This window comes from Rhodococcus olei, assembly GCF_039540555.1.
GTDB classification, from domain to species: Bacteria; Actinomycetota; Actinomycetes; order Mycobacteriales; family Mycobacteriaceae; genus Rhodococcus_G; species Rhodococcus_G olei.
On sequence record NZ_BAABFB010000048.1, the window covers coordinates 1 to 17,290 of the forward strand.

General features: G+C 71.1%; 17 protein-coding genes. 13 read left to right on the forward strand and 4 right to left on the reverse strand.

The features are described from left to right. Positions 1-733: 733 nt before the first annotated feature. Both ABD951_RS14700 and ABD951_RS14705 read right to left on the reverse strand, forming a co-directional pair. The gene (locus ABD951_RS14700) at positions 734-1,252 is read right to left on the reverse strand and encodes an excalibur calcium-binding domain-containing protein (protein WP_345346039.1); all 519 of its coding nucleotides are present in this window, start codon (positions 1,250-1,252) and stop codon (positions 734-736) included. Between the two features lie 293 nt (positions 1,253-1,545). Further along, positions 1,546-1,941 (reverse strand): hypothetical protein, encoded by a 396-nt coding sequence (locus ABD951_RS14705; protein WP_345346041.1) that lies wholly within the window; start codon positions 1,939-1,941, stop codon positions 1,546-1,548. A 29-nt stretch (positions 1,942-1,970) separates the two neighbouring features. On the opposite strand from ABD951_RS14705, the gene ABD951_RS14710 reads away from it, so the two are divergent. After that, positions 1,971-2,756 carry a helix-turn-helix transcriptional regulator gene (locus tag ABD951_RS14710; RefSeq protein WP_345346043.1) on the forward strand — a complete coding sequence of 262 codons (786 nt, stop codon included), beginning with the start codon at positions 1,971-1,973 and terminating at the stop codon, positions 2,754-2,756. Positions 2,757-2,766: 10 nt separating this feature from the next. Continuing rightward, positions 2,767-3,453 carry a YceI family protein gene (locus tag ABD951_RS14715; protein ID WP_345346045.1) on the forward strand — a complete coding sequence of 229 codons (687 nt, stop codon included), beginning with the start codon at positions 2,767-2,769 and terminating at the stop codon, positions 3,451-3,453. Here the strand turns inward: ABD951_RS14715 and ABD951_RS14720 are convergent. Next, complete coding sequence (locus tag ABD951_RS14720; RefSeq protein WP_345346047.1) at positions 3,450-4,349, reverse strand: sterol desaturase family protein; 900 nt, start codon at positions 4,347-4,349, stop codon at positions 3,450-3,452. The genes ABD951_RS14715 and ABD951_RS14720 overlap by 4 nt on opposite strands. 171 nt (positions 4,350-4,520) lie before the next feature. Between ABD951_RS14720 and ABD951_RS14725 the strand changes: the two genes are divergently transcribed. The 3 genes from ABD951_RS14725 to ABD951_RS14735 are packed head-to-tail and all read left to right on the forward strand — an operon-like array spanning position 4,521 to position 6,906. Then, entirely contained in the window at positions 4,521-4,811 is a 291-nt protein-coding gene (locus ABD951_RS14725; RefSeq protein WP_345346049.1) for a hypothetical protein, read from the forward strand. Beyond that, positions 4,811-6,526, forward strand: a complete 1,716-nt coding sequence (locus ABD951_RS14730; protein WP_345346050.1) for an alpha/beta hydrolase — start codon at positions 4,811-4,813, stop codon at positions 6,524-6,526. Before ABD951_RS14725 ends, ABD951_RS14730 begins: the two co-directional genes overlap by 1 nt. Beyond that, complete coding sequence (locus ABD951_RS14735) at positions 6,523-6,906, forward strand: YbaB/EbfC family nucleoid-associated protein (protein ID WP_345346052.1); 384 nt, start codon at positions 6,523-6,525, stop codon at positions 6,904-6,906. The genes ABD951_RS14730 and ABD951_RS14735 overlap by 4 nt, the downstream gene beginning before the upstream one ends. 179 nt (positions 6,907-7,085) lie before the next feature. On the opposite strand, the gene ABD951_RS14740 is transcribed toward ABD951_RS14735, so the two are convergent. Then, complete coding sequence (locus tag ABD951_RS14740) at positions 7,086-7,364, reverse strand: DUF202 domain-containing protein (protein WP_345346054.1); 279 nt, start codon at positions 7,362-7,364, stop codon at positions 7,086-7,088. A 203-nt stretch (positions 7,365-7,567) separates the two neighbouring features. On the opposite strand from ABD951_RS14740, the gene ABD951_RS14745 reads away from it, so the two are divergent. The 8 genes from ABD951_RS14745 (at position 7,568) to ABD951_RS14780 (ending at position 17,284) form a co-directional block, all read left to right on the forward strand. After that, entirely contained in the window at positions 7,568-8,398 is an 831-nt protein-coding gene (locus ABD951_RS14745) for an SDR family oxidoreductase (protein ID WP_345346056.1), read from the forward strand. Between the two features lie 31 nt (positions 8,399-8,429). Beyond that, complete coding sequence (locus ABD951_RS14750; RefSeq protein WP_345346058.1) at positions 8,430-9,464, forward strand: LysR family transcriptional regulator; 1,035 nt, start codon at positions 8,430-8,432, stop codon at positions 9,462-9,464. 118 nt (positions 9,465-9,582) lie between these two features. Continuing rightward, on the forward strand, positions 9,583-10,377 hold the full coding sequence (locus ABD951_RS14755) for an enoyl-CoA hydratase/isomerase family protein (protein WP_345346060.1): 795 nt from the start codon (positions 9,583-9,585) through the stop codon (positions 10,375-10,377). Between the two features lie 42 nt (positions 10,378-10,419). Then, on the forward strand, positions 10,420-11,568 hold the full coding sequence (locus ABD951_RS14760) for an acyl-CoA dehydrogenase family protein (protein ID WP_345346062.1): 1,149 nt from the start codon (positions 10,420-10,422) through the stop codon (positions 11,566-11,568). Positions 11,569-11,570: 2 nt separating this feature from the next. After that, positions 11,571-12,725 (forward strand): acyl-CoA dehydrogenase family protein, encoded by a 1,155-nt coding sequence (locus ABD951_RS14765; protein ID WP_345346064.1) that lies wholly within the window; start codon positions 11,571-11,573, stop codon positions 12,723-12,725. A gap of 365 nt (positions 12,726-13,090) precedes the next feature. Then, positions 13,091-13,546, forward strand: coding sequence for an RrF2 family transcriptional regulator (locus tag ABD951_RS14770; RefSeq protein ID WP_345346065.1), 456 nt, complete (start codon positions 13,091-13,093; stop codon positions 13,544-13,546). An 82-nt stretch (positions 13,547-13,628) separates the two neighbouring features. After that, positions 13,629-15,362, forward strand: a complete 1,734-nt coding sequence (locus tag ABD951_RS14775) for an ABC transporter ATP-binding protein (protein ID WP_345346066.1) — start codon at positions 13,629-13,631, stop codon at positions 15,360-15,362. A 5-nt stretch (positions 15,363-15,367) separates the two neighbouring features. Then, a complete protein-coding gene (locus tag ABD951_RS14780) occupies positions 15,368-17,284 on the forward strand; it encodes an ABC transporter ATP-binding protein (protein WP_345346357.1) in 1,917 nt (638 codons plus the stop codon). Positions 17,285-17,290: the final 6 nt, after the last annotated feature.

Sequence of the window (17,290 nt, forward strand, 5' to 3'; positions counted from 1 at the left end):
GCACGCGCAGGGCGGATCCGGGTGCCGAGAGGAGGGTTCGCACACCGGCACGAACTTCGAGGTCGGTGGTGGTGATCATGTGAGTTCCCTGGAGGTGTGGTCGAGTCCGAATGCCGATCGTCGTGAGGGTCTGCGCGTCGGATCCGGCTCGTGACGGTGAGGTGGCTACGTGCCAGCAGTGTGGCGCGCGGTGGTCGAAGGGCCCTTTTGCGAGCCGGCACGCGCGGACGGGTGCGCGGCGAAGGGCCGGTGCGCCGGGACGGACTCGACAGACCCGGGAATCCGGGTGGTGTGCAGCCGAATGTGGGCGGCTAGCGGGAGATGCTCATCCGTGACGGCGTCAGCGGATGTGTCTCTGCACCCAGATCAAGCCAACGCGGAGCCGCTCACGGCTCTTCTTGGCTGGTGCGATACGCATGGCGGGACACTATGCCGCCATGGCGGAGCGGATGTCAATTCGATTCGGACACCTCGTGAGGGCGACGAGTCTCGGTGGCACGGCTCGCGACCCCTGTGTCGAGCGCTTCACCTGGACTGTCTCCGTGCTCGAGCCCGGATCTGGGGATGAGCGGGCGGTACCGATCGATCCTCGAGACGACCTCGTCGTTGTGACATGGAATGCGGCAATCGCCGCGACCGATGACCTGACCTGGCAGCGCAACGTCCGCGCAGTGTCATGCGGGCGGCGTGCGGAGTGCGCGCCGCTGCGGCCGATCTCCGCGCAGCGGGCACCTCACTTCTCGCAGGCGACACCGTCCCCGTCTCGATCGAGTTTCGTGCTGTACCCGGGCGATCCCGCGTACAGGGGTGCGGCTCCCGCCGCCCTGACCGCGGCGCAGTTCGCGTAGTAGGTGCTGCTCGCCGGGGGCTTCGGCGCCACCGGGGCGGGTGCGGCCGGCGGCGCGACAAACGGAGCGGGAGCAGGTGGCGGCGTGTGGGCCGGAGCCGGTGGCGGTGTGTACACGTCCGCTCGGGCGGGGGCGATCTGCGCCTCGGTGGCCGGCGGCGCATAGGTGGTTGGATCGGCCGGGGCAAACAACCCGGCAGGGGCTTGCGGCGCTGTCGTTGACGTCGGGACCGCTGCCGTCCTCGTGGTCGTCTTCGGGGGCGTCGTCGTCGACGGTGCCACCGACGTCGGCGTCGGCGTCGACTCGCTTCCACCTCCGGTCCCGCAGGCGCCGACCGACAGCAGCGCCGCGGCGGTCCCGGCGACGATCAACGGCCAGTGCTTCTTCGCGGGGCGTGTGCGCATGGCCTGGAATTCAATCAGACGAACCGGACGCCCTCGACACCGTCTGTCGAATGAATGACGCTGGTCAGAGGGGGTCAGCGCCAATCTGGCGGCGGTGTCGGTCACGCCGTTGACCCAGCGCCCCGTGCCGTTCGAGACCATCAGCGGCATCGAGCACAACACCACCCCGGAGCGCCCACTCGCGAAGCTCGGGCGCGGCCGTTCCGGTTCACAAGCGCCAGGTCTGCGAGTGTTGAATCCCTCGGCTTCCGCCAAGAAGCCTCCCGCCTTGTTCTCTGCAGGCGGGCGGCTTTTCATGCGACGGGTGACACCGGGCGGCGGGTCCGGCCGAGCCCCGCGGCGACCCCCAGTGCGGCGAGCGCGGCGACGTCCACCCACGCCACCCGGGTGAGCTGCTCGTTGGTGCCGCCGACCGCCGCGGCGAGCGCGACGTAACTGCCCATGCTCGCCCCGCCGACCAGGACCGCAGGGGTGCGCAGCGTCGGTGTCACCGCGCCGGCGACCAGTCCGGCGCCGACCGCGGCGAGCAGCACCGCGCGGTGCCGGAGCAGCAGCTCGAGGTCCGCGTCGGCGACCGGCACCCCGTACAGCGCCTCGAGCCGATCCGACGACAACACGCCGACTCCGGGTGCCAGGTTCACCAGCCCGACCCCGATCAGCAGCCCGCGTGCAATTCTGTTCCGCCACATGGTGTTACCTCCTGTCGATATGTGCCAGCATGGGCGACGTGACCGCGTCGCCGCTTCCGGAAACCTGCGCCACCCTGTGGGTGTGGCTCGGGCACGCGGTCTACCTCGGGCCGTCGCTGCGGTTGGGTTCGCATTCGACGTCGGTGCGGTGCCTGGTGCTCGGCGTGGACGCCCCGTTCGTGCTGTCGTCCGACGGTCCCACGTCCCGCACCCGCAGCGCACTGATCCCGCCGCGGACCACCCACCGGGTCGCCGCCGGCGGCGACCGGATGCTGTTCTGCTACTTCGAACCCACCGCGCGCCGCGGGGCGGCCGAGCTGATGACCGGCACCGCCGGCCCGTTCGGGCTCGCGCACCGCGACGAGGGTGACCTGATCGCGCGGTGCCGGGTCCCCGACCCCGACCCGCTGGCGCTGCTCGACGCGGCGGGCGGTCCGACCGTCACGACGACCGATCCCCGCGTCGACGAGGCGGCGCGGGAACTGCGCGCGGACCCGGCGCGTCCGGTCGGCGCCGAGGAGTTCGCCCGCGCCGCGCGGTTGTCGCCGACCCACTTCCTGCGGCTGTTCGCGGCGGAAACCGGGACCAGCTTTCGCCGCTACCGGATGTGGGCGCGGATGGTCCACGTCGCGGGGTCGCTGGCCAAGGGAGCGGATCTGACGGGCGCCGCGATGGACGCCGGATTCGCCTCCCCGTCGCACTTCAGTGACGTCTTCCGGGCCACGTTCGGCCTGACCGCGACCGACCTGCTCGCGACCGGGGTGCGGATCCGGGTGCTCGACGCCGCGATCGGCGCCACCCGGACGGGCCACTAGATTGGGCGGCATGAGCAGGCGCTGGCGGATCATCGGGGGGATCGTCGCCGTCGCGGTGCTGGCCCTCGCGGCCGGACCGTGGGTGTACGGCACCTGGATCGCCGAGGACGACGAGCCGGCGGCGGCGGTGTCCACGTCCGGGGCCCGGCCCGCGGAGGGCGGCGTCGACGGGCAGTGGACGGTGGTGCCCGGCTCCGCCCCGAACCAGACCGCGGCCGGCTACACCGTTCACGAGATCCTCAACGGGGCCGACGTCACCGTCGTGGGCTCGACCGGCGACGTCAGCGGCTCCGCGACCGTCGAGTCCGGCAAGCTCACCGCCGCCGAGGTCACCGTGCAGGTGGCGTCGATCAAGACCGACAACTCCCGCCGCGACGGCCAGTTCGCCGGCAACGTGATGAACGTCAAGGCCCATCCGACCGCGACGTTCGTCCTGGACGCGCCGGTCGACCTGGCCGCGGTCCCGACCGACGGCACCGCCGGCGCGGTCACCGCAACCGGCACACTCACCCTCAAGGGCACCGCACTCCCGGTGACCGTGGACGTCGAGGTGCTGCGGTCGGGTACCGCGCTGATCGCGTCCGGCTCCGTCCCGGTCACCTGGACGGACTTCGGCGTGACGCCGCCGTCGCTCGGATTCGTCACCGTCGACGGCGCCGGCACGGTCGACTTCCTGGTCAGCTTGGAGAAGTCCTAGGGCGGCGTCCAGCCGGGTGGACCGAAGACGTAGCCGAACTTGTGCCGCCACGAGTCGGCGGCGCGCACGTCCCGGCCGATCGCGGCGTACTCGTGGCCCTGCAGGGCGAGGATGTTGTAGGTGCCGACCGGCTTCGTCAACCCGTACGTGGGCCGGTGCGTCTCCTCTCGGTAGGTCCCGAACATCCGGTCCCAGATGATCAGGATCCCGGCGTAGTTCCTGTCCAGGTACTCGGGGTCGCAGCCGTGGTGCACCCGGTGGTGCGACGGCGTGTTGAACACGAACTCGACCGGACGCGGCAGCCGGTCGACGTGTTCGGTGTGCACGAAGAACTGGTAGACGAGGTTGACGGAGAATCCGACGAACACCATCCACGGCGGAATCCCGATCAGCGGCAACGGAACCCACATGACGATCTCGCCACTGTTGTTCCACTTCTGGCGCAGCGCGGTCGCGAAGTTGAAGTACTCGCTCGAATGGTGCGCCTGGTGGGTCGCCCAGACCACCCGCACCCGGTGCGCGATTCGGTGATACCAGTAGAAGAGGAAGTCGACGCCGACGATCAGGATCACCCACGTGTACCAGGCGCCGGGCGACAGGTGCCTCGGTGCGAGGTACGCCCAGATCGCGGCATAGGCGACGAGCGCGAGGGCCTTCCACATCGCGCTCGTCGCGATCGACACCAGACCCATCGAGATGCTCGCCCGCGCGTCGCGCGCCTGGTAGCCGCCCTGCGGCGGATGGGTGCGTCCGGTGTCGTCGATCTCGGGTTCGGCGAGGTAGCGCGCCGCGGTCCACTCCAGCACGAGGAACAGCAGGAAGAACGGGATCGCGAACGCGACGGGGTCACGCAGCGGCTGTGGAAGCGAGTTCCACAGTTCGGGCACCGACAGCATGCATGCAGTGTGGACCCCCGACCTGCCCGCGAGCCAGGAAACCGGCGGACGCAGCCGCCGGGTCCGCGGTTCCACCTGTGGACAACGCCGTGTGCACGGCCTCCGGCGCGCGGCGTCCCCCGATAGCGTGGCGACCGTCGTCGAGCGAGGGGGAGACGGATGGCGGGGGAGATGAGCGTCGACACGGACTCGGTGGCGGCGCTGGCCGGAGTGTTGGCGGCCGCGGCGGACCGGGTCGGCGGGCTCGATCCGGGGTCACCGGTGGCCGCCGCGGGCGCGGCGCTGCCCGATTCGGACGCGGCGGCCGTGCTGTGCGGGCTACCCGCCGCGCTGACCCGGGCGGTGTCCGGTGCGGCCGACCGGCTCCGGTCGATGTCCGCCGCGGCGGCCGGCGCGGCGACCGGGTACACCGCCACCGACGACGCGACCGCGGCCCGGCTCGCCGGCGGCGGGGAACGCTGATGCGCCCGACCCTCTCGCGGTTGCGCACCTGGGATCCGGCGGCCCTGACCGGGCACGCGGACGCGGTCGCGGCGACGGGCCGGGCGCATCTGGCCGCGGTCGTCGCCGTCCACGCGCGGACCCGCGCCACCGCCTGGACCGGGGTGGCGGCGGAGGCCGCCCTCGACCGCGTCGCCCGCGAACTGCGTTCGGCGACAGCGGTGTCCGGGACGATGGACGACGTCGCGGTCGCGTTGCGGACCGGGGCGGCGGCGATCGGTGCGGCCCGGTCCGCGGCGCTCGCGGTCGCCGGCGAGGCATCGGAGGGAATGGGGCTACGGGTCACAGACTCCGGCCGGGTGAGTGCCCCGCCGGTGCCGTGGCTCGGCGGCGTGCTCGCGACCGCCCTGGTCCGTGCACTGCTCTCCGACGCGGCCCGGACGCAGCAGGCGCGGCTGGCGGTGGCGCTGGACGCAGTCGACGAGGCGGACCGGGCACTGGCCGCGGCGCTGACGCCAGCCGGAGCGGACCTCCCTTCGAAGGGGACGGGCACCGTCGCCCAACCGAGAGGCGGTACACCCGAAGGGAACTTCCGATGGTGGGCGGCGTTGACCCCGGCGGAGCAGCGGGCCGTCGTCACCGACCACCCCGAGTGGATCGGCAACCTCGACGGGATCCCCGCCCACGTCCGCGACGAGGCCAACCGGGCGCGCCTCGCCGCGGACCGGCGGGACCTCGAGGAGCGGATCGGCGAGATCCGGGCCGCGGGACGCTATCGGGAGTCGCTCGGGAGCGCCGGATCCTGGGACCGCGCCGAGGTCCGCGCGGACCGGGACCGGCTGGCGGAGATCGACGCTGTGGCGCAGTCGATTTCGGTGCCCGGACGACAGCTGCTCGTCTACCGTGACGAACCCCGGATTCGGGCGGCGGTCGCGGTCGGGGACGTCGACACCGCCGATCACGTCGCGGTGTTCACCCCCGGTGTGAACTCGACCGTCGGCGACGACCTGGGGCGCTACGCCGACACGATGACGAACCTCGGGCGGGATGCGGAGGGGCAACTCGCCGCGGCCGGCCGGGGCGACGAGAAGGTCGCCTCCGTGGTGTGGATGGATTACCATGCGCCGCAATTGAACCCGGACGACCCGGTCGGCTCGGTCCGGGACGCGGTCCGCGACCTCGGCGCCGGCCGTGCGGCGACGACCGGAGCCGGCGCACTGGCATCCTTCTACCGGGGTGTCGCGGCGTCCCGGCCCGACTGCGTGCACCTGACCGCGCTCGGGCACTCGTACGGGTCGACGACGACGGGACTTGCCCTGCAGCGCACCGGGACCGGGGTCGACGACGCCGTGTTCTTCGGCTCGCCCGGGCTCGGTACCGACGACGTCCGCGACCTGGGCCTACCGCCCGGGCACGTGTTCGTGGCCGAGGCGCCCGGCGACCCGATCGCGGATCTCGCCGCGTACGGCGCGGACCCGAACCGGCTGCCGGGCGTGACCACACTGTCCACCGCGGGCGACGGATCCCGATCCGGGTCGACGGGGCACAGCGCCTACCTGGACGAGGGGAGCACGAGCATGCACAACCTCGCGGCGGTCGTCGCCGGGCTGCCCGACCGGATCGTCGCCGGCGGCGACGCCGGGATCGGTGACCGGGTCCCCGTTCCGGTGCTCGGCGACCTGCGCGAACGGATCTTCGGCGGTGTCGATCGCGATCGGCCCGGCGGTGGGCGATGACGGGGGAGGACCTGGGTCATCGGGTGCAGCGGGCGAACGCCCGCCTCGCCGACCTGCGGGCGGTGGCCGAGGCGGGTGACGGCGCCGTGCGGTTGACGCTCACCGCCGACGGCCGGCTCGTCGGCCTGGACCTCGATCCCCGCGTCCTGGCACGCGGCACCGACCACGTGGCCGCCCTGGTGGTGCAGGCACACGAGAGCGCGCACGCGGAGGCTCGGCGCGCCGCCGACGGTGTCCTCGACGACCTGGTCGACGGCCGGATTGCACGGGTCCTCGACGGGGCGCGGTCGGGCGCCCGCGCGGCGACGGTCGACGGGGCGGCAGTGGAGGGGCGGTCCGGCAACCTGCTCGTCGACCCACTCGGGCGCCGAGACCGGTGACGGTTGTGGCGCCCCGTCGGCGTGGCGCCTGCGCCGCGGGGCCGGCATGCGTCGAGTCCGGGGGCGCTGTGCGGTTCGCCTCGGCGCGGCCCACCGCGGGTGGCGCCGCAGCCGACGTGACACCGGCCGAGGGGTGCCGTCTCCGGGACAGCGGGGCGCTGGACCGCGACACCGCTGCCTCAGCGTGGCACTCGACCGCGACGTGGATCCCGCTCGGTGCGGGCCCATCGGCGGTAGGCGATCAGGGGCAGCGCGACGCCGAGCGTGGCGACCGCCGCGCCGAGCGTGGTCTCCGCGGCTCCGGCCCCGATGTCGACGAAACCGGTGACCGCGACCGCGACCGCCTGCACGCCGACCGCGCCGCACACGCCGGCGAGGAAGGTGCGTTCGTTCGCCACGGCGAAGCGCTGCGGTGAGGCCTCGCCCGGTGATTGCCATGTCGGCTGCAGCGTGTGCACGTGTTGTCCTCGCGTCGATTTCGTCCGGACGCCAGGATTGGACAAGTCGGACCCGCCGTCCAAGACCAAATTGCAGCCCTACCGATAGGCATCGGTGATCAATCGTCGCTGCCTATCGGCCCGGGTGGTTATTGGTCATGGTGCCGCGAGCCGGCCGTGGGTGGAATGAGGAGGTCGTGCTCCAAACGGAAAGGACCCACGCCATGACCGGAACCCTCACCGGACGGACCGTCATCATGTCCGGCGGCAGCCGCGGGATCGGGCTCGCCATCGCGCTGCGGGCGGCTCGTGACGGTGCCAACATCGCGCTGCTCGCCAAGACCGCCGACCCGCACCCGAACCTCGAGGGCACGGTCTACACGGCGGCCCGCGAGATCGAGAACGCAGGCGGCAACGCGCTGCCGGTGGTCGGCGACGTGCGCAACGACGACGACATCGCGGCCGCGGTCGCGAAGACCGTGGCGCAGTTCGGAGGCATCGACGTCTGCGTCAACAACGCGAGCGCGATCGACCTGTCGCCGACCGAGGCGCTGTCGATGAAGCGCTACGACCTGATGCAGGACATCAACGTGCGCGGGACCTTCGCGTTGAGCCGGGCGTGCCTGCCGCACCTGCGGGAGTCGGCGAACCCGCACATCCTCACGCTGTCACCGCCGCTGAACCTGGCGCCGCACTGGCTGGGCAAGCACGTCGGCTACACGATGGCGAAGTACGGGATGACGTTGTGCGCCTTGGGTATCGCCGAGGAGGTTCGGAACGACGGCATCGCGTCGAACGCATTGTGGCCGCGCACGCTCATCGCGACCGCCGCGGTGCGCAACCTGCTCGGCGGCCAGGACAGCGTGAACCGCAGCCGCACCCCGGAGATCGTCGCCGACGCCGCGTACCTGGTCGTCACCACGGCGGCCGGGCAGCGCACCGGGCAGACCCTGATCGACGACGAGGTGCTCGCCGAGGCCGAGATCCGCGATCTGTCCCGCTACGTGACGGGTACGGGGGCGACCGACCTGGAGCTCGACATCTTCCTCGACTGACCCGGCAGGCCGTCCCCGGTAGGTTTCGGGGATGGATGTTCGGCAGTTGGAGTACTTCCTCGCGGTGGTCGACAACGGTGGGGTGAACCGGGCCGCGGCCGCCCTGCACGTCGCCCAGCCGTCGCTGTCGCAGTCGATCAGGAAGCTGGAGAAGGACCTACGGACCCAACTGTTCCACCGGGTCGGCCGCGGTCTGGTGCTCGCCCCGGCCGGGGAGGCGCTCGTCGGGCCTGCCCGGCAGGTCCTGCGGGACCTGGCATCCGCCCGGGAGGCGGTCCGCGAGGTGCGCGACGTCGAACGAGGGCGCATCGACATCGCCGGACTGTCCGACATGTCGACCGACCCGCTGTCGGTGTGGGTCGCCCAGTTCCGGCTGAAGAACCCGCGGGTGAGCCTGCGGGTCGCGGAGCGCGACCAGCTTCCGGAGGTGATCGAGCTGGTCAAGTCCGGGGACTGCGAGCTGGGTGTCACCGTCCTGCCGGTGCCGCAGGAGGGCCTCGTCCACGAGTTCCTGATCGATCAGCGTTTCGTCCTGGTGCTGCCGCCGGGCAGTGGTGCGGAGCTGCCGGATCCGCTGCCCCTCGGCGCGCTGGCCGGGATCCCACTGGTGATGGGGGAGCGCAACTCGGCCAGCCGCACCTACATCGAGGGCATGCTCCGGTCGGCCGGAGTGGTGCCGACGATCGCGGTGGAGGTGCCCCAGCGCGGCGCCGTGGTGCCGATGCTGATGGCAGGCGCGGGCGCGGCCATCCTGCCGTTGCGGATCGCCGTCGACGCCCGTCAGCGCGGTGCGGTGGTGCGGGAACTCGCGCCGTGCCTGGTACGCCAGATCGGGGTCATCCACCGCCCGGACTGGCTCACCGAGGTGGCCGAGGCGTTCCTGCGTCAGACCCGTGAAGGCCTCGCCTCGTGGAACGCGGCGATCGACCGTCGGATGGCCACCGGCATGACGCACGTCGAGGCCGCGGCGTCGACGGTTGCGGCCATCGAGAAGCGGCAGATCGAGGAGTTCCTGTCCGAGTCGCCGTTGCGGATCGAGCCCGACGGTCCCGAGGCGAACCGATAGGCGATTGCAGTCACGATGACCCGAAACCGGTCTTTGACGCTGCTGATCGGAGCGCATTGGATGTGACGTAGGCCGTTCGCGGATCCACCCGCGCGGCAAGCACGTTCAGGAGGCGCCGATGTCGGCCCAGGTCACCCATTCGACCGAGAACGGTGTCGCGACGGTGACGCTGTGCAACACGGAGCGCCGCAACGCGGTGTCGATCCGGTTGCTGCGCGACCTCGAGGACACGCTCACCCGGCTCGAACAGGACCGCGACGTCCGGGTGATCGTCGTGACCGGTTCCGGCGACGCGTTCTGTGTGGGTGCCGATCTCGCGGCGCCACCCGAGTTGCGTTCGCTGCGAGGCGATTCCGTCGAGGCGGACACCGCGCGGCTGCACGCCGCGAATGCCGTCGCCGAGCACCTCTACCGCATGCCGCAGCTCACCGTGGCCGCGATCAACGGGCCGTGCGCCGGCGCCGGATTCTCGCTCGCGCTGGCGGCCGACCTGCGGGTCGCCGCCGACACCGCGGTGTTCAACACCGCTTTCCTCAGCGCCGGACTGTCGGGTGACCTCGGCGGCATCTGGTTTCTGACCCGGCTGCTCGGTTCGGCCCGGGCGCGTGAATTGTTCCTGATGCCGGGCAAATTCGGTGCCGACGACGCGGCCCGGCTCGGGCTCGTCACCCGGGTGGCGGCCCGCGACGAACTCGGTGCGGTCGCCGCCACGCTCGCCCGCCGGCTCGCCTCAGCGGCGCCGCTGGCGGCCCGCGCCATGAAGCAGAACCTGCACGCCGCCACGGTCCTGCCGCTCGCCGACTACCTCCAGGTCGAGGCCGACCGGATGGTCCGCAGCTTCCACACCGAGGACGCCCGCGAGGCGGCCGCGGCTTTCCTCGAGCGCCGCGAACCCGTGTTCGCGGGCCGCTGACCCCCCCACCTTCCACCCCGAAACACCGTCAGGAGCCGATCCATGCGCAGAGACATCTTCACCGAGGACCACGACGCGTTCCGGGAGACCGTGCGGCAGTTCGTCGCCAAGGAGATCTCCCCGAACGTCCACGACTGGGAGACCGCCGGCATCGTGCCGCGCGAGATGTTCACCAAGGCCGCCGAGATCGGCATCAACGGGCTGCAGATCCCCGAGGAGTACGGCGGCGGCGGGATGGACACCTTCCTGTTCAACGCCGTCGTCCTCGAGGAGAACGGCTATGCCGCAGCCACTCTCGGCGGACTCCAGGTGCACCTGAGCACCGTGCTGCCGTACTTCCTGGAGTTCGCCAACGACGAGCAGAAGGCGCGCTGGTTCCCCGGGTTCGCGGACGGCACGCTGGTCAGCTCGATCGCGATGACCGAGCCCGGTACCGGATCGGACCTGGCCGGCATGGCGACCACCGCGGTCCGCGACGGTGACCACTACGTCCTCAACGGCGCGAAGACGTTCATCACCGGTGGCATCAACGCAGACCTGATCGTGGTCGTCGCGCGCACCTCCCCGGCAGGCGAGAACCGCCGCGACGGCCTGTCCCTGCTGGTGGTCGAGGCGGGCATGCCCGGCTTCACCCGGGGCCGCAATCTCGACAAGCTCGGCCTCAAGGCGCAGGACACCGCGGAGCTGGCGTTCAGCGACGTTCGCGTCCCGGTGGCGAACCTGCTCGGTGTCGAGGGCAAGGCGTTCGGCATGCTCGGGGCGAACCTCCCGCAGGAGCGGCTGACGATCGGCGTGACCGCGGTGGCCACCGCGGTGGCGGCACTGAACCTGGCGACCGACTACGTCAAGGAGCGCAAGGTCTTCGGCAAGCCGGTCGCCGACTTCCAGAACACCAAGTTCGTGCTCGCCGAGTGCGCCACCGAGATCGAGGCCGGGCAGGCCATGGTCGACCGCGCCATCACCTCATTGGACGCCGGCACCCTCACCCCGGCCGACGCCGCCAAGGTCAAGCTGTTCTGCACCGAGATGCAGGCCCGGGTGATCGACAAGTGCCTCCAGCTGCACGGCGGCTACGGCTACATGCGGGAGTACCCGATCGCCCGGCTGTACGCGGATGCCCGGGTCTCGCGGATCTTCGGCGGCACCAACGAGGTCATGAAGAGCGTCGTCTCCAAGTCGCTGGGACTCTGACGATGATCGACTCGGCCGTCCGCGCGTTGCCCTTCGACGACTACCTGGCCCTGGTACGGGATTTCACGAACTCGGAACTGATCGCGCGCGAGCCCGAAATGGTCCGTGACGGCGCCGTGCCGGACGATCTCGTCCGCCGCATGGCGGAGATCGGACTGTTCGGGCTCACCCTTCCGTCCGAGTACGGCGGGCTCGGGTGGACGGTCGAGCAGCAGGTCCTGCTGACGATGGAGTTCACCCGTGCCTCGGCCGTGTACCGGTCCCGGTTCTCGACCAACATCGGGTTGGTGTCGCAGGCCCTGTTCGAGTACGGCACGCCCGCCCAGCGCGACCGGTACCTGGCGGCGATGGCGGCCGGTGACCTCGTCGCGGCGTTCGCGCTGACCGAACCCGAGGCAGGCAGCGACGCCTCCGGACTGCGGACCACCGCGCGGCGCACCGCCGACGGGTACGTCCTCGACGGGCACAAGCGGTTCATCACCAACGGGGCGTGGGCCGACGTCCTGCTGGTGTTCGCACGGACCGACCCGGAGGACGCGGCGCTGTCCGCCTTCTTCGTCGACCGCACCGCCGACGGGGTGACCGTGACGTTGCCCGAGCGGATGAACGGGCACGCCGAGGGCCCGGTCGCCGAGATCACGCTGTCCGGGGTGCACGTCCCGGCCGACGCGCTGCTCGGCGGTGTCGAGGGGGCCGGGCTGCGGCACGCGCTGCGAGGAATCAACCACGCCCGCACCCACGTCGCCGCCACCGCGGTCGGACAGGCCACCCGGATGTTGGAGGAGGCCACCCGGCACGCGCACACCCGCAGGCAGTTCGGGAGCCCGATCGCGGAATTCGGTGCCGTGCAGGCGATGCTGGGCCGCAGCTACGCCGAGCTCGAGGCCGGCCGGGCGCTGGTCCTGCAGTGCGCCCGCGAGTTCGACGCGGGCACGCCGCCGCGGGAGAAGATCTCCGCGGCCAAGCTGTACTGCACCGAGATGGCCTCCGAGGTCGGGGACCGTGCCGTCCAGGTCCTCGGCGGCGAGGGCATCGTCGGCGAAAGTCCGGTCCCGCGCATGTGGCGGGACGTGCGAGCCCTTCGGATCTACGAGGGCGCCTCGCAGATCCACGAGCGCAACCTCGCACGCGCCCTGCCCACCCTGCTCGGGGTGTAGCGCGGGTCCGCTCTCCACACTCGGCGCCGTGGCCGTTCGTACGAAGTCCTGACGGTTCGTCAGGTGTCCGAGGCGAACGGCCACGGCGCCGTTGCCCTCTCGCGCGGTGCCCGGGTCCCGAGTGAGCCGGCACGCGACCTCCCGGTTCCGCACCACGGTGTGTGCGGGCCGTCTCCCCGCTAGTTCGTATCCGGTGGGCGCAGAGGGGCGTCCCGCGTCGGGGTCGGACAGGGCCGCGACCCAGCACCGGAGCCCCACGAACCTCGTGGACGGGTCGACGCCGCCCGGCCCGCATCCTTGTCGATTTCATACTCGAGTGGTAGGAATTTTGCGCCGGGGCGGGCGAAACAGGGAGGAACCACCGGATGCACATCAGCGCGAAGGTCGACTACGCCGTTCGGACCCTGGTGGAGATCGCCGCCGCCGAGACGTCCCCGGTCAAGGCCGAACACCTGGCCGGCGCGCAGGGCATCCCGCACAAGTTCCTCGAGGCGGTCCTCGGCGATCTGCGCCGGGCCGGCCTGGTGCACAGCCGGCGCGGCCCCGACGGCGGCTACTGGCTGGCCAAGCCCGCCGACGAGATCGCGGTCGCCGACGTCATCCGCGCCGTCGAGGGCCCGCTCGCGTCGGTGCGGGGGGAGCGGCCCGAGGAGGTCGAGTACGACGGTGCGGCCGCGCCGCTGCGCGACGTGTGGATCGCGGTCCGGGTGAACCTGCGCGCGGTGCTCGAGTCGGTGACGATCGCCGCGATCGCGTCCGCCGAGCTGCCCGGGTTCGTCGCCGAACTGACCGCCGACCCGCAGGCCTGGCACCGCCGGTGACCCGACCCCGAACGGGGCGGGTCCGACTCGGTCAGGCGCGTCCGGCGGGACGCAAACGAGCAGGTTGGTAGCCTCGGTCGATATGTTGTACTCACTGTTGCGGACCTACCTGCGGCCGTACCGGGCCGATCTCGCAGGTGTGATCGCGCTGCAGTTCATCTCCACGATGGCCTCGCTCTACCTGCCGAGCCTGAACGCGGACATCATCGACAACGGCGTCACCAAGGGCGACACCGGCGTCGTCCTGTCCACCGGCGGCGTCATGCTGCTGATCACGTGCCTGCAGATCGCCTGCAGCATCGGTGCCGTGTACTTCGGTGCCCGCGCCGCGATGGGGCTCGGACGCGACCTCCGCGCAGCGGTGATGTACAAGGTCGGTGAGTTCTCGGCCCGCGAGGTCGGGTTCTTCGGGGCGCCGTCGCTGATCACCCGCAACACCAACGACGTCGGGCAGATCCAGCTGGTCGTCGTGATCGCGTGCACGATCCTCGTCTCGGCGCCGATCATGTGCATCGGCGGCATCGTCATGTCGATCCAGCAGTCGCGCGGTCTGGCCTGGGTGCTGGCTGTCGCCGTCCCGGTCCTGGCGCTGACGATGTTCCTGGTGATCCGCAAGATGATCCCGCAGTTCCGGTCCATGCAGGTGCGGATCGACGCGATCAACCGGGTGCTGCGCGAGCAGATCACCGGTATCCGCGTCGTCCGGGCGTTCGTGCGGGAGAAGCACGAGGTGGAGCGGTTCGGCGTCGCGAACGACGAGCTCGTCGGGGTCGCTCTGCGCGTCGGCCGGCTGATGGCGTTCATGTCCCCGGCGGTGCTGCTGATCGCGAACCTCACCAGCATCGCGGTGCTGTGGTTCGGCGCGCACCTGATCGACGACGGGGAGATGGAGATCGGCGCCCTGACCGCGGTGCTGTCCTACATCATGCAGATCCTGATCTCGGTGATGATGGTGACCGTCATGACGGTGCTGCTGCCGCGGGCCTCCGTCTGCGCCGAGCGCATCACCGAGGTCCTCGACACCGAATCGTCCGTGCAGGCGCCGCAGTGGCAGCTCGACAGCTGGCGCAAGCGCGGCATCGTCGAGATGCGCGGCGCGACGTTCACGTTCCCGGGCGCCGATTCGCCCGTGCTCCGCGACGTCACCTTCCTCGCCGAACCGGGGATGACGACCGCGATCATCGGCGGCACGGGATCCGGCAAGTCGACCCTGCTGAACCTGATCCCACGCCTGATCGACGTCACCGACGGCCAGGTCCGTGTCGGTGCCGCCGACGTGCGGACCATCGACCCGGAACGGTTGCGCGACTCCATCGGCCTGGTGCCGCAGAAGCCGTTCCTGTTCTCCGGCACCATCGCGTCCAACCTGCGATACGGCAATCCCGAGGCCACCGACGCGCAGCTGTGGCGCAGCCTCGAGGTCGCGCAGGCCGCCGACTTCGTCGCGTCCGCCCCGGAGGGCCTAGACACCCCGGTCGCGCAGGGCGGCGCCAACCTCTCCGGCGGCCAGCGGCAGCGCCTGGCGATCGCCCGGGCACTGGTCCGGGACCCCGAGATCTACCTGTTCGACGACTCCTTCTCGGCGCTCGACCTGAGCACCGACGCCCGGCTGCGGGCCGCGCTCCGCCCGGTCACCCGCGACGCGTGCATGATCATCGTCGCCCAGCGGGTGTCGACGATCATCGACGCCGACCAGATCGTCGTCCTCGACGACGGCCGGGTCGTCGGGATCGGCACCCACCACCAGCTCGTCGAGACCTGTCCCACCTACGCGGAGATCGTCGCCTCCCAGTTCGCGGCGCAGGAGGCGTCGTGAGTGCCATGCGAGGCCCGGCCGCCGCCGCGACACCGCCCGGGACGAAGGCCATGAACTTCGGGCCGTCGGTCCGCCGCCTGCTGGGCCGGCTGACACCGCACCGGTTCGAGGTCGGCGCGGTCATCGTGCTGGCGACGATCAGCGTCGTGTTCAGCGTCATCGGCCCGAAGATCATGGGTCAGGCGACCAACATCATCTTCGACGGCATCATCGGCAGGCAGCTGCCCGCGGGGCTGACCAAGGACCAGGCGGTCGACGCGCTGCGCGCGGAGGGGCAGAGCACCCTCGCGGACATGGTCTCCGGCATGGACGTCGTCCCCGGCGCCGGGATCGACTTCGACGCGCTGATGCGGGTCCTGCTCCTGGTGCTCGGCCTCTACCTGCTCGCGTCGCTGTTCGCGTGGCTCCAGGCGTATCTGCTCAACAACATCGTGCAGGGCACCATCAGGCAGCTGCGCGCCGAGGTCGAGGCCAAGATCCACCGGCTGCCGCTGCGCTACTTCGACACCAGCCAGCGCGGCGACCTGCTGTCCCGCGTCACCAACGACATCGACAACGTCGCGCAGACGGTGCAGCAGACGATCAGCCAGCTGCTCACCGCGGTCCTGACCGTCGTCGGCATCCTCGGCATGATGCTGTGGATCTCGCCACTGCTGGCGTTGATCGCGATCCTGACGGTCCCGGCGTCGGTCGCGGTGACCGCGTTCATCGCGAAGCGCTCGCAGGGGCACTTCGTCGCGCAGTGGCAGAACACCGGCGCGCTCAACGCGCAGATCGAGGAGACGTACTCCGGGCACGAACTGGTCAAGGTGTTCGGCCGTCAGCGTGAGGTGCGGGCCGCGTTCGACGAGAAGAACGAGGCCCTGTACCGGTCCGGGTTCATGGCGCAGATGATCTCCGGGCTGGTGCAGCCCGCGGTGATGTTCCTCGGCAACCTGAACTACGTCGCGATCGCGGTGATCGGCGGCATGCGGGTCGCGTCCGGCACGATGAGCCTCGGCGACGTGCAGGCGTTCATCCAGTACTCGCGGCAGTTCACCCAGCCGATCACGCAGGTCAGCTCGATGATGAACCTCATGCAGTCCGGGGTCGCGTCGGCCGAGCGGGTGTTCGCACTGCTCGACGAGGACGAGCAGAGTCCCGACCCGGAACCGGCGGTCACCACCGACGTCAAGCGGGGACTGGTGCAGTTCCAGGACGTGTCGTTCCGGTACCAGGACGACCAGCCGCTGATCGACGATCTGAACCTGATCGCCCGGCCCGGCCAGATGGTCGCGATCGTCGGCCCGACCGGCGCCGGCAAGACCACGCTGGTGAACCTGATCCTGCGGTTCTACGAGGTGAACTCCGGCCGGATCCTGATCGACGGCGTCGACGTCACCCGCATGACCCGCGACGACCTGCGGTCCCGGATCGGGATGGTGCTGCAGGACACCTGGCTGTTCGGGGGCACGATCCGCGACAACATCGCGTACGGCCTGCCCGGCGCCACCGAGGAACAGATCCTGCAGGCCGCCCGGATGAGTTACGTGGACCGGTTCGTGCGGACGCTGCCCGACGGCTACGACACCGTCATCGACGAGGAGGGCAGCAACGTCAGCGCCGGCGAGAAGCAGCTGATCACGATCGCCCGGGCCTTCCTCGCGCAGCCGTCGATCCTGATCCTCGACGAGGCGACCAGCTCGGTCGACACCCGCACCGAGCTGCTGGTCCAGCACGCCACCGCGGCCCTGCGCAGCGACCGCACCAGCTTCGTGATCGCGCACCGGCTCTCCACGATCCGCGACGCGGACGTGATCGTCGTGATGCAGGAGGGACGCATCGTCGAGCAGGGATCGCACACCGAGCTGCTCGACCGAGGCGGGGCCTACTCGGAGCTCTACCACAGCCAGTTCGCCGGACCGGCGCAGGTGCAGGCGTGACCGAAC

Bases quoted from the DNA above. Each gene is read 5' to 3' on its own strand.
- ABD951_RS14715 (WP_345346045.1), top strand. From the start codon at position 2,767: ATGAGCAGGCGCTGGCGGATCATCGGGGGGATCGTCGCCGTCGCGGTG.
- ABD951_RS14705 (WP_345346041.1), bottom strand. From the start codon at position 1,941: ATGTGGCGGAACAGAATTGCACGCGGGCTGCTGATCGGGGTCGGGCTG.
- ABD951_RS14765 (WP_345346064.1), top strand. From the start codon at position 11,571: ATGATCGACTCGGCCGTCCGCGCGTTGCCCTTCGACGACTACCTGGCC.
- ABD951_RS14780 (WP_345346357.1), top strand. From the start codon at position 15,368: ATGCGAGGCCCGGCCGCCGCCGCGACACCGCCCGGGACGAAGGCCATG.
- ABD951_RS14745 (WP_345346056.1), top strand. From the start codon at position 7,568: ATGACCGGAACCCTCACCGGACGGACCGTCATCATGTCCGGCGGCAGC.
- ABD951_RS14720 (WP_345346047.1), bottom strand. From the start codon at position 4,349: ATGCTGTCGGTGCCCGAACTGTGGAACTCGCTTCCACAGCCGCTGCGT.
- ABD951_RS14725 (WP_345346049.1), top strand. From the start codon at position 4,521: ATGAGCGTCGACACGGACTCGGTGGCGGCGCTGGCCGGAGTGTTGGCG.
- ABD951_RS14730 (WP_345346050.1), top strand. From the start codon at position 4,811: ATGCGCCCGACCCTCTCGCGGTTGCGCACCTGGGATCCGGCGGCCCTG.
- ABD951_RS14710 (WP_345346043.1), top strand. From the start codon at position 1,971: ATGGGCGACGTGACCGCGTCGCCGCTTCCGGAAACCTGCGCCACCCTG.
- ABD951_RS14750 (WP_345346058.1), top strand. From the start codon at position 8,430: ATGGATGTTCGGCAGTTGGAGTACTTCCTCGCGGTGGTCGACAACGGT.
- ABD951_RS14700 (WP_345346039.1), bottom strand. From the start codon at position 1,252: ATGCGCACACGCCCCGCGAAGAAGCACTGGCCGTTGATCGTCGCCGGG.
- ABD951_RS14770 (WP_345346065.1), top strand. From the start codon at position 13,091: ATGCACATCAGCGCGAAGGTCGACTACGCCGTTCGGACCCTGGTGGAG.
- ABD951_RS14735 (WP_345346052.1), top strand. From the start codon at position 6,523: ATGACGGGGGAGGACCTGGGTCATCGGGTGCAGCGGGCGAACGCCCGC.
- ABD951_RS14755 (WP_345346060.1), top strand. From the start codon at position 9,583: ATGTCGGCCCAGGTCACCCATTCGACCGAGAACGGTGTCGCGACGGTG.
- ABD951_RS14760 (WP_345346062.1), top strand. From the start codon at position 10,420: ATGCGCAGAGACATCTTCACCGAGGACCACGACGCGTTCCGGGAGACC.
- ABD951_RS14775 (WP_345346066.1), top strand. From the start codon at position 13,629: ATGTTGTACTCACTGTTGCGGACCTACCTGCGGCCGTACCGGGCCGAT.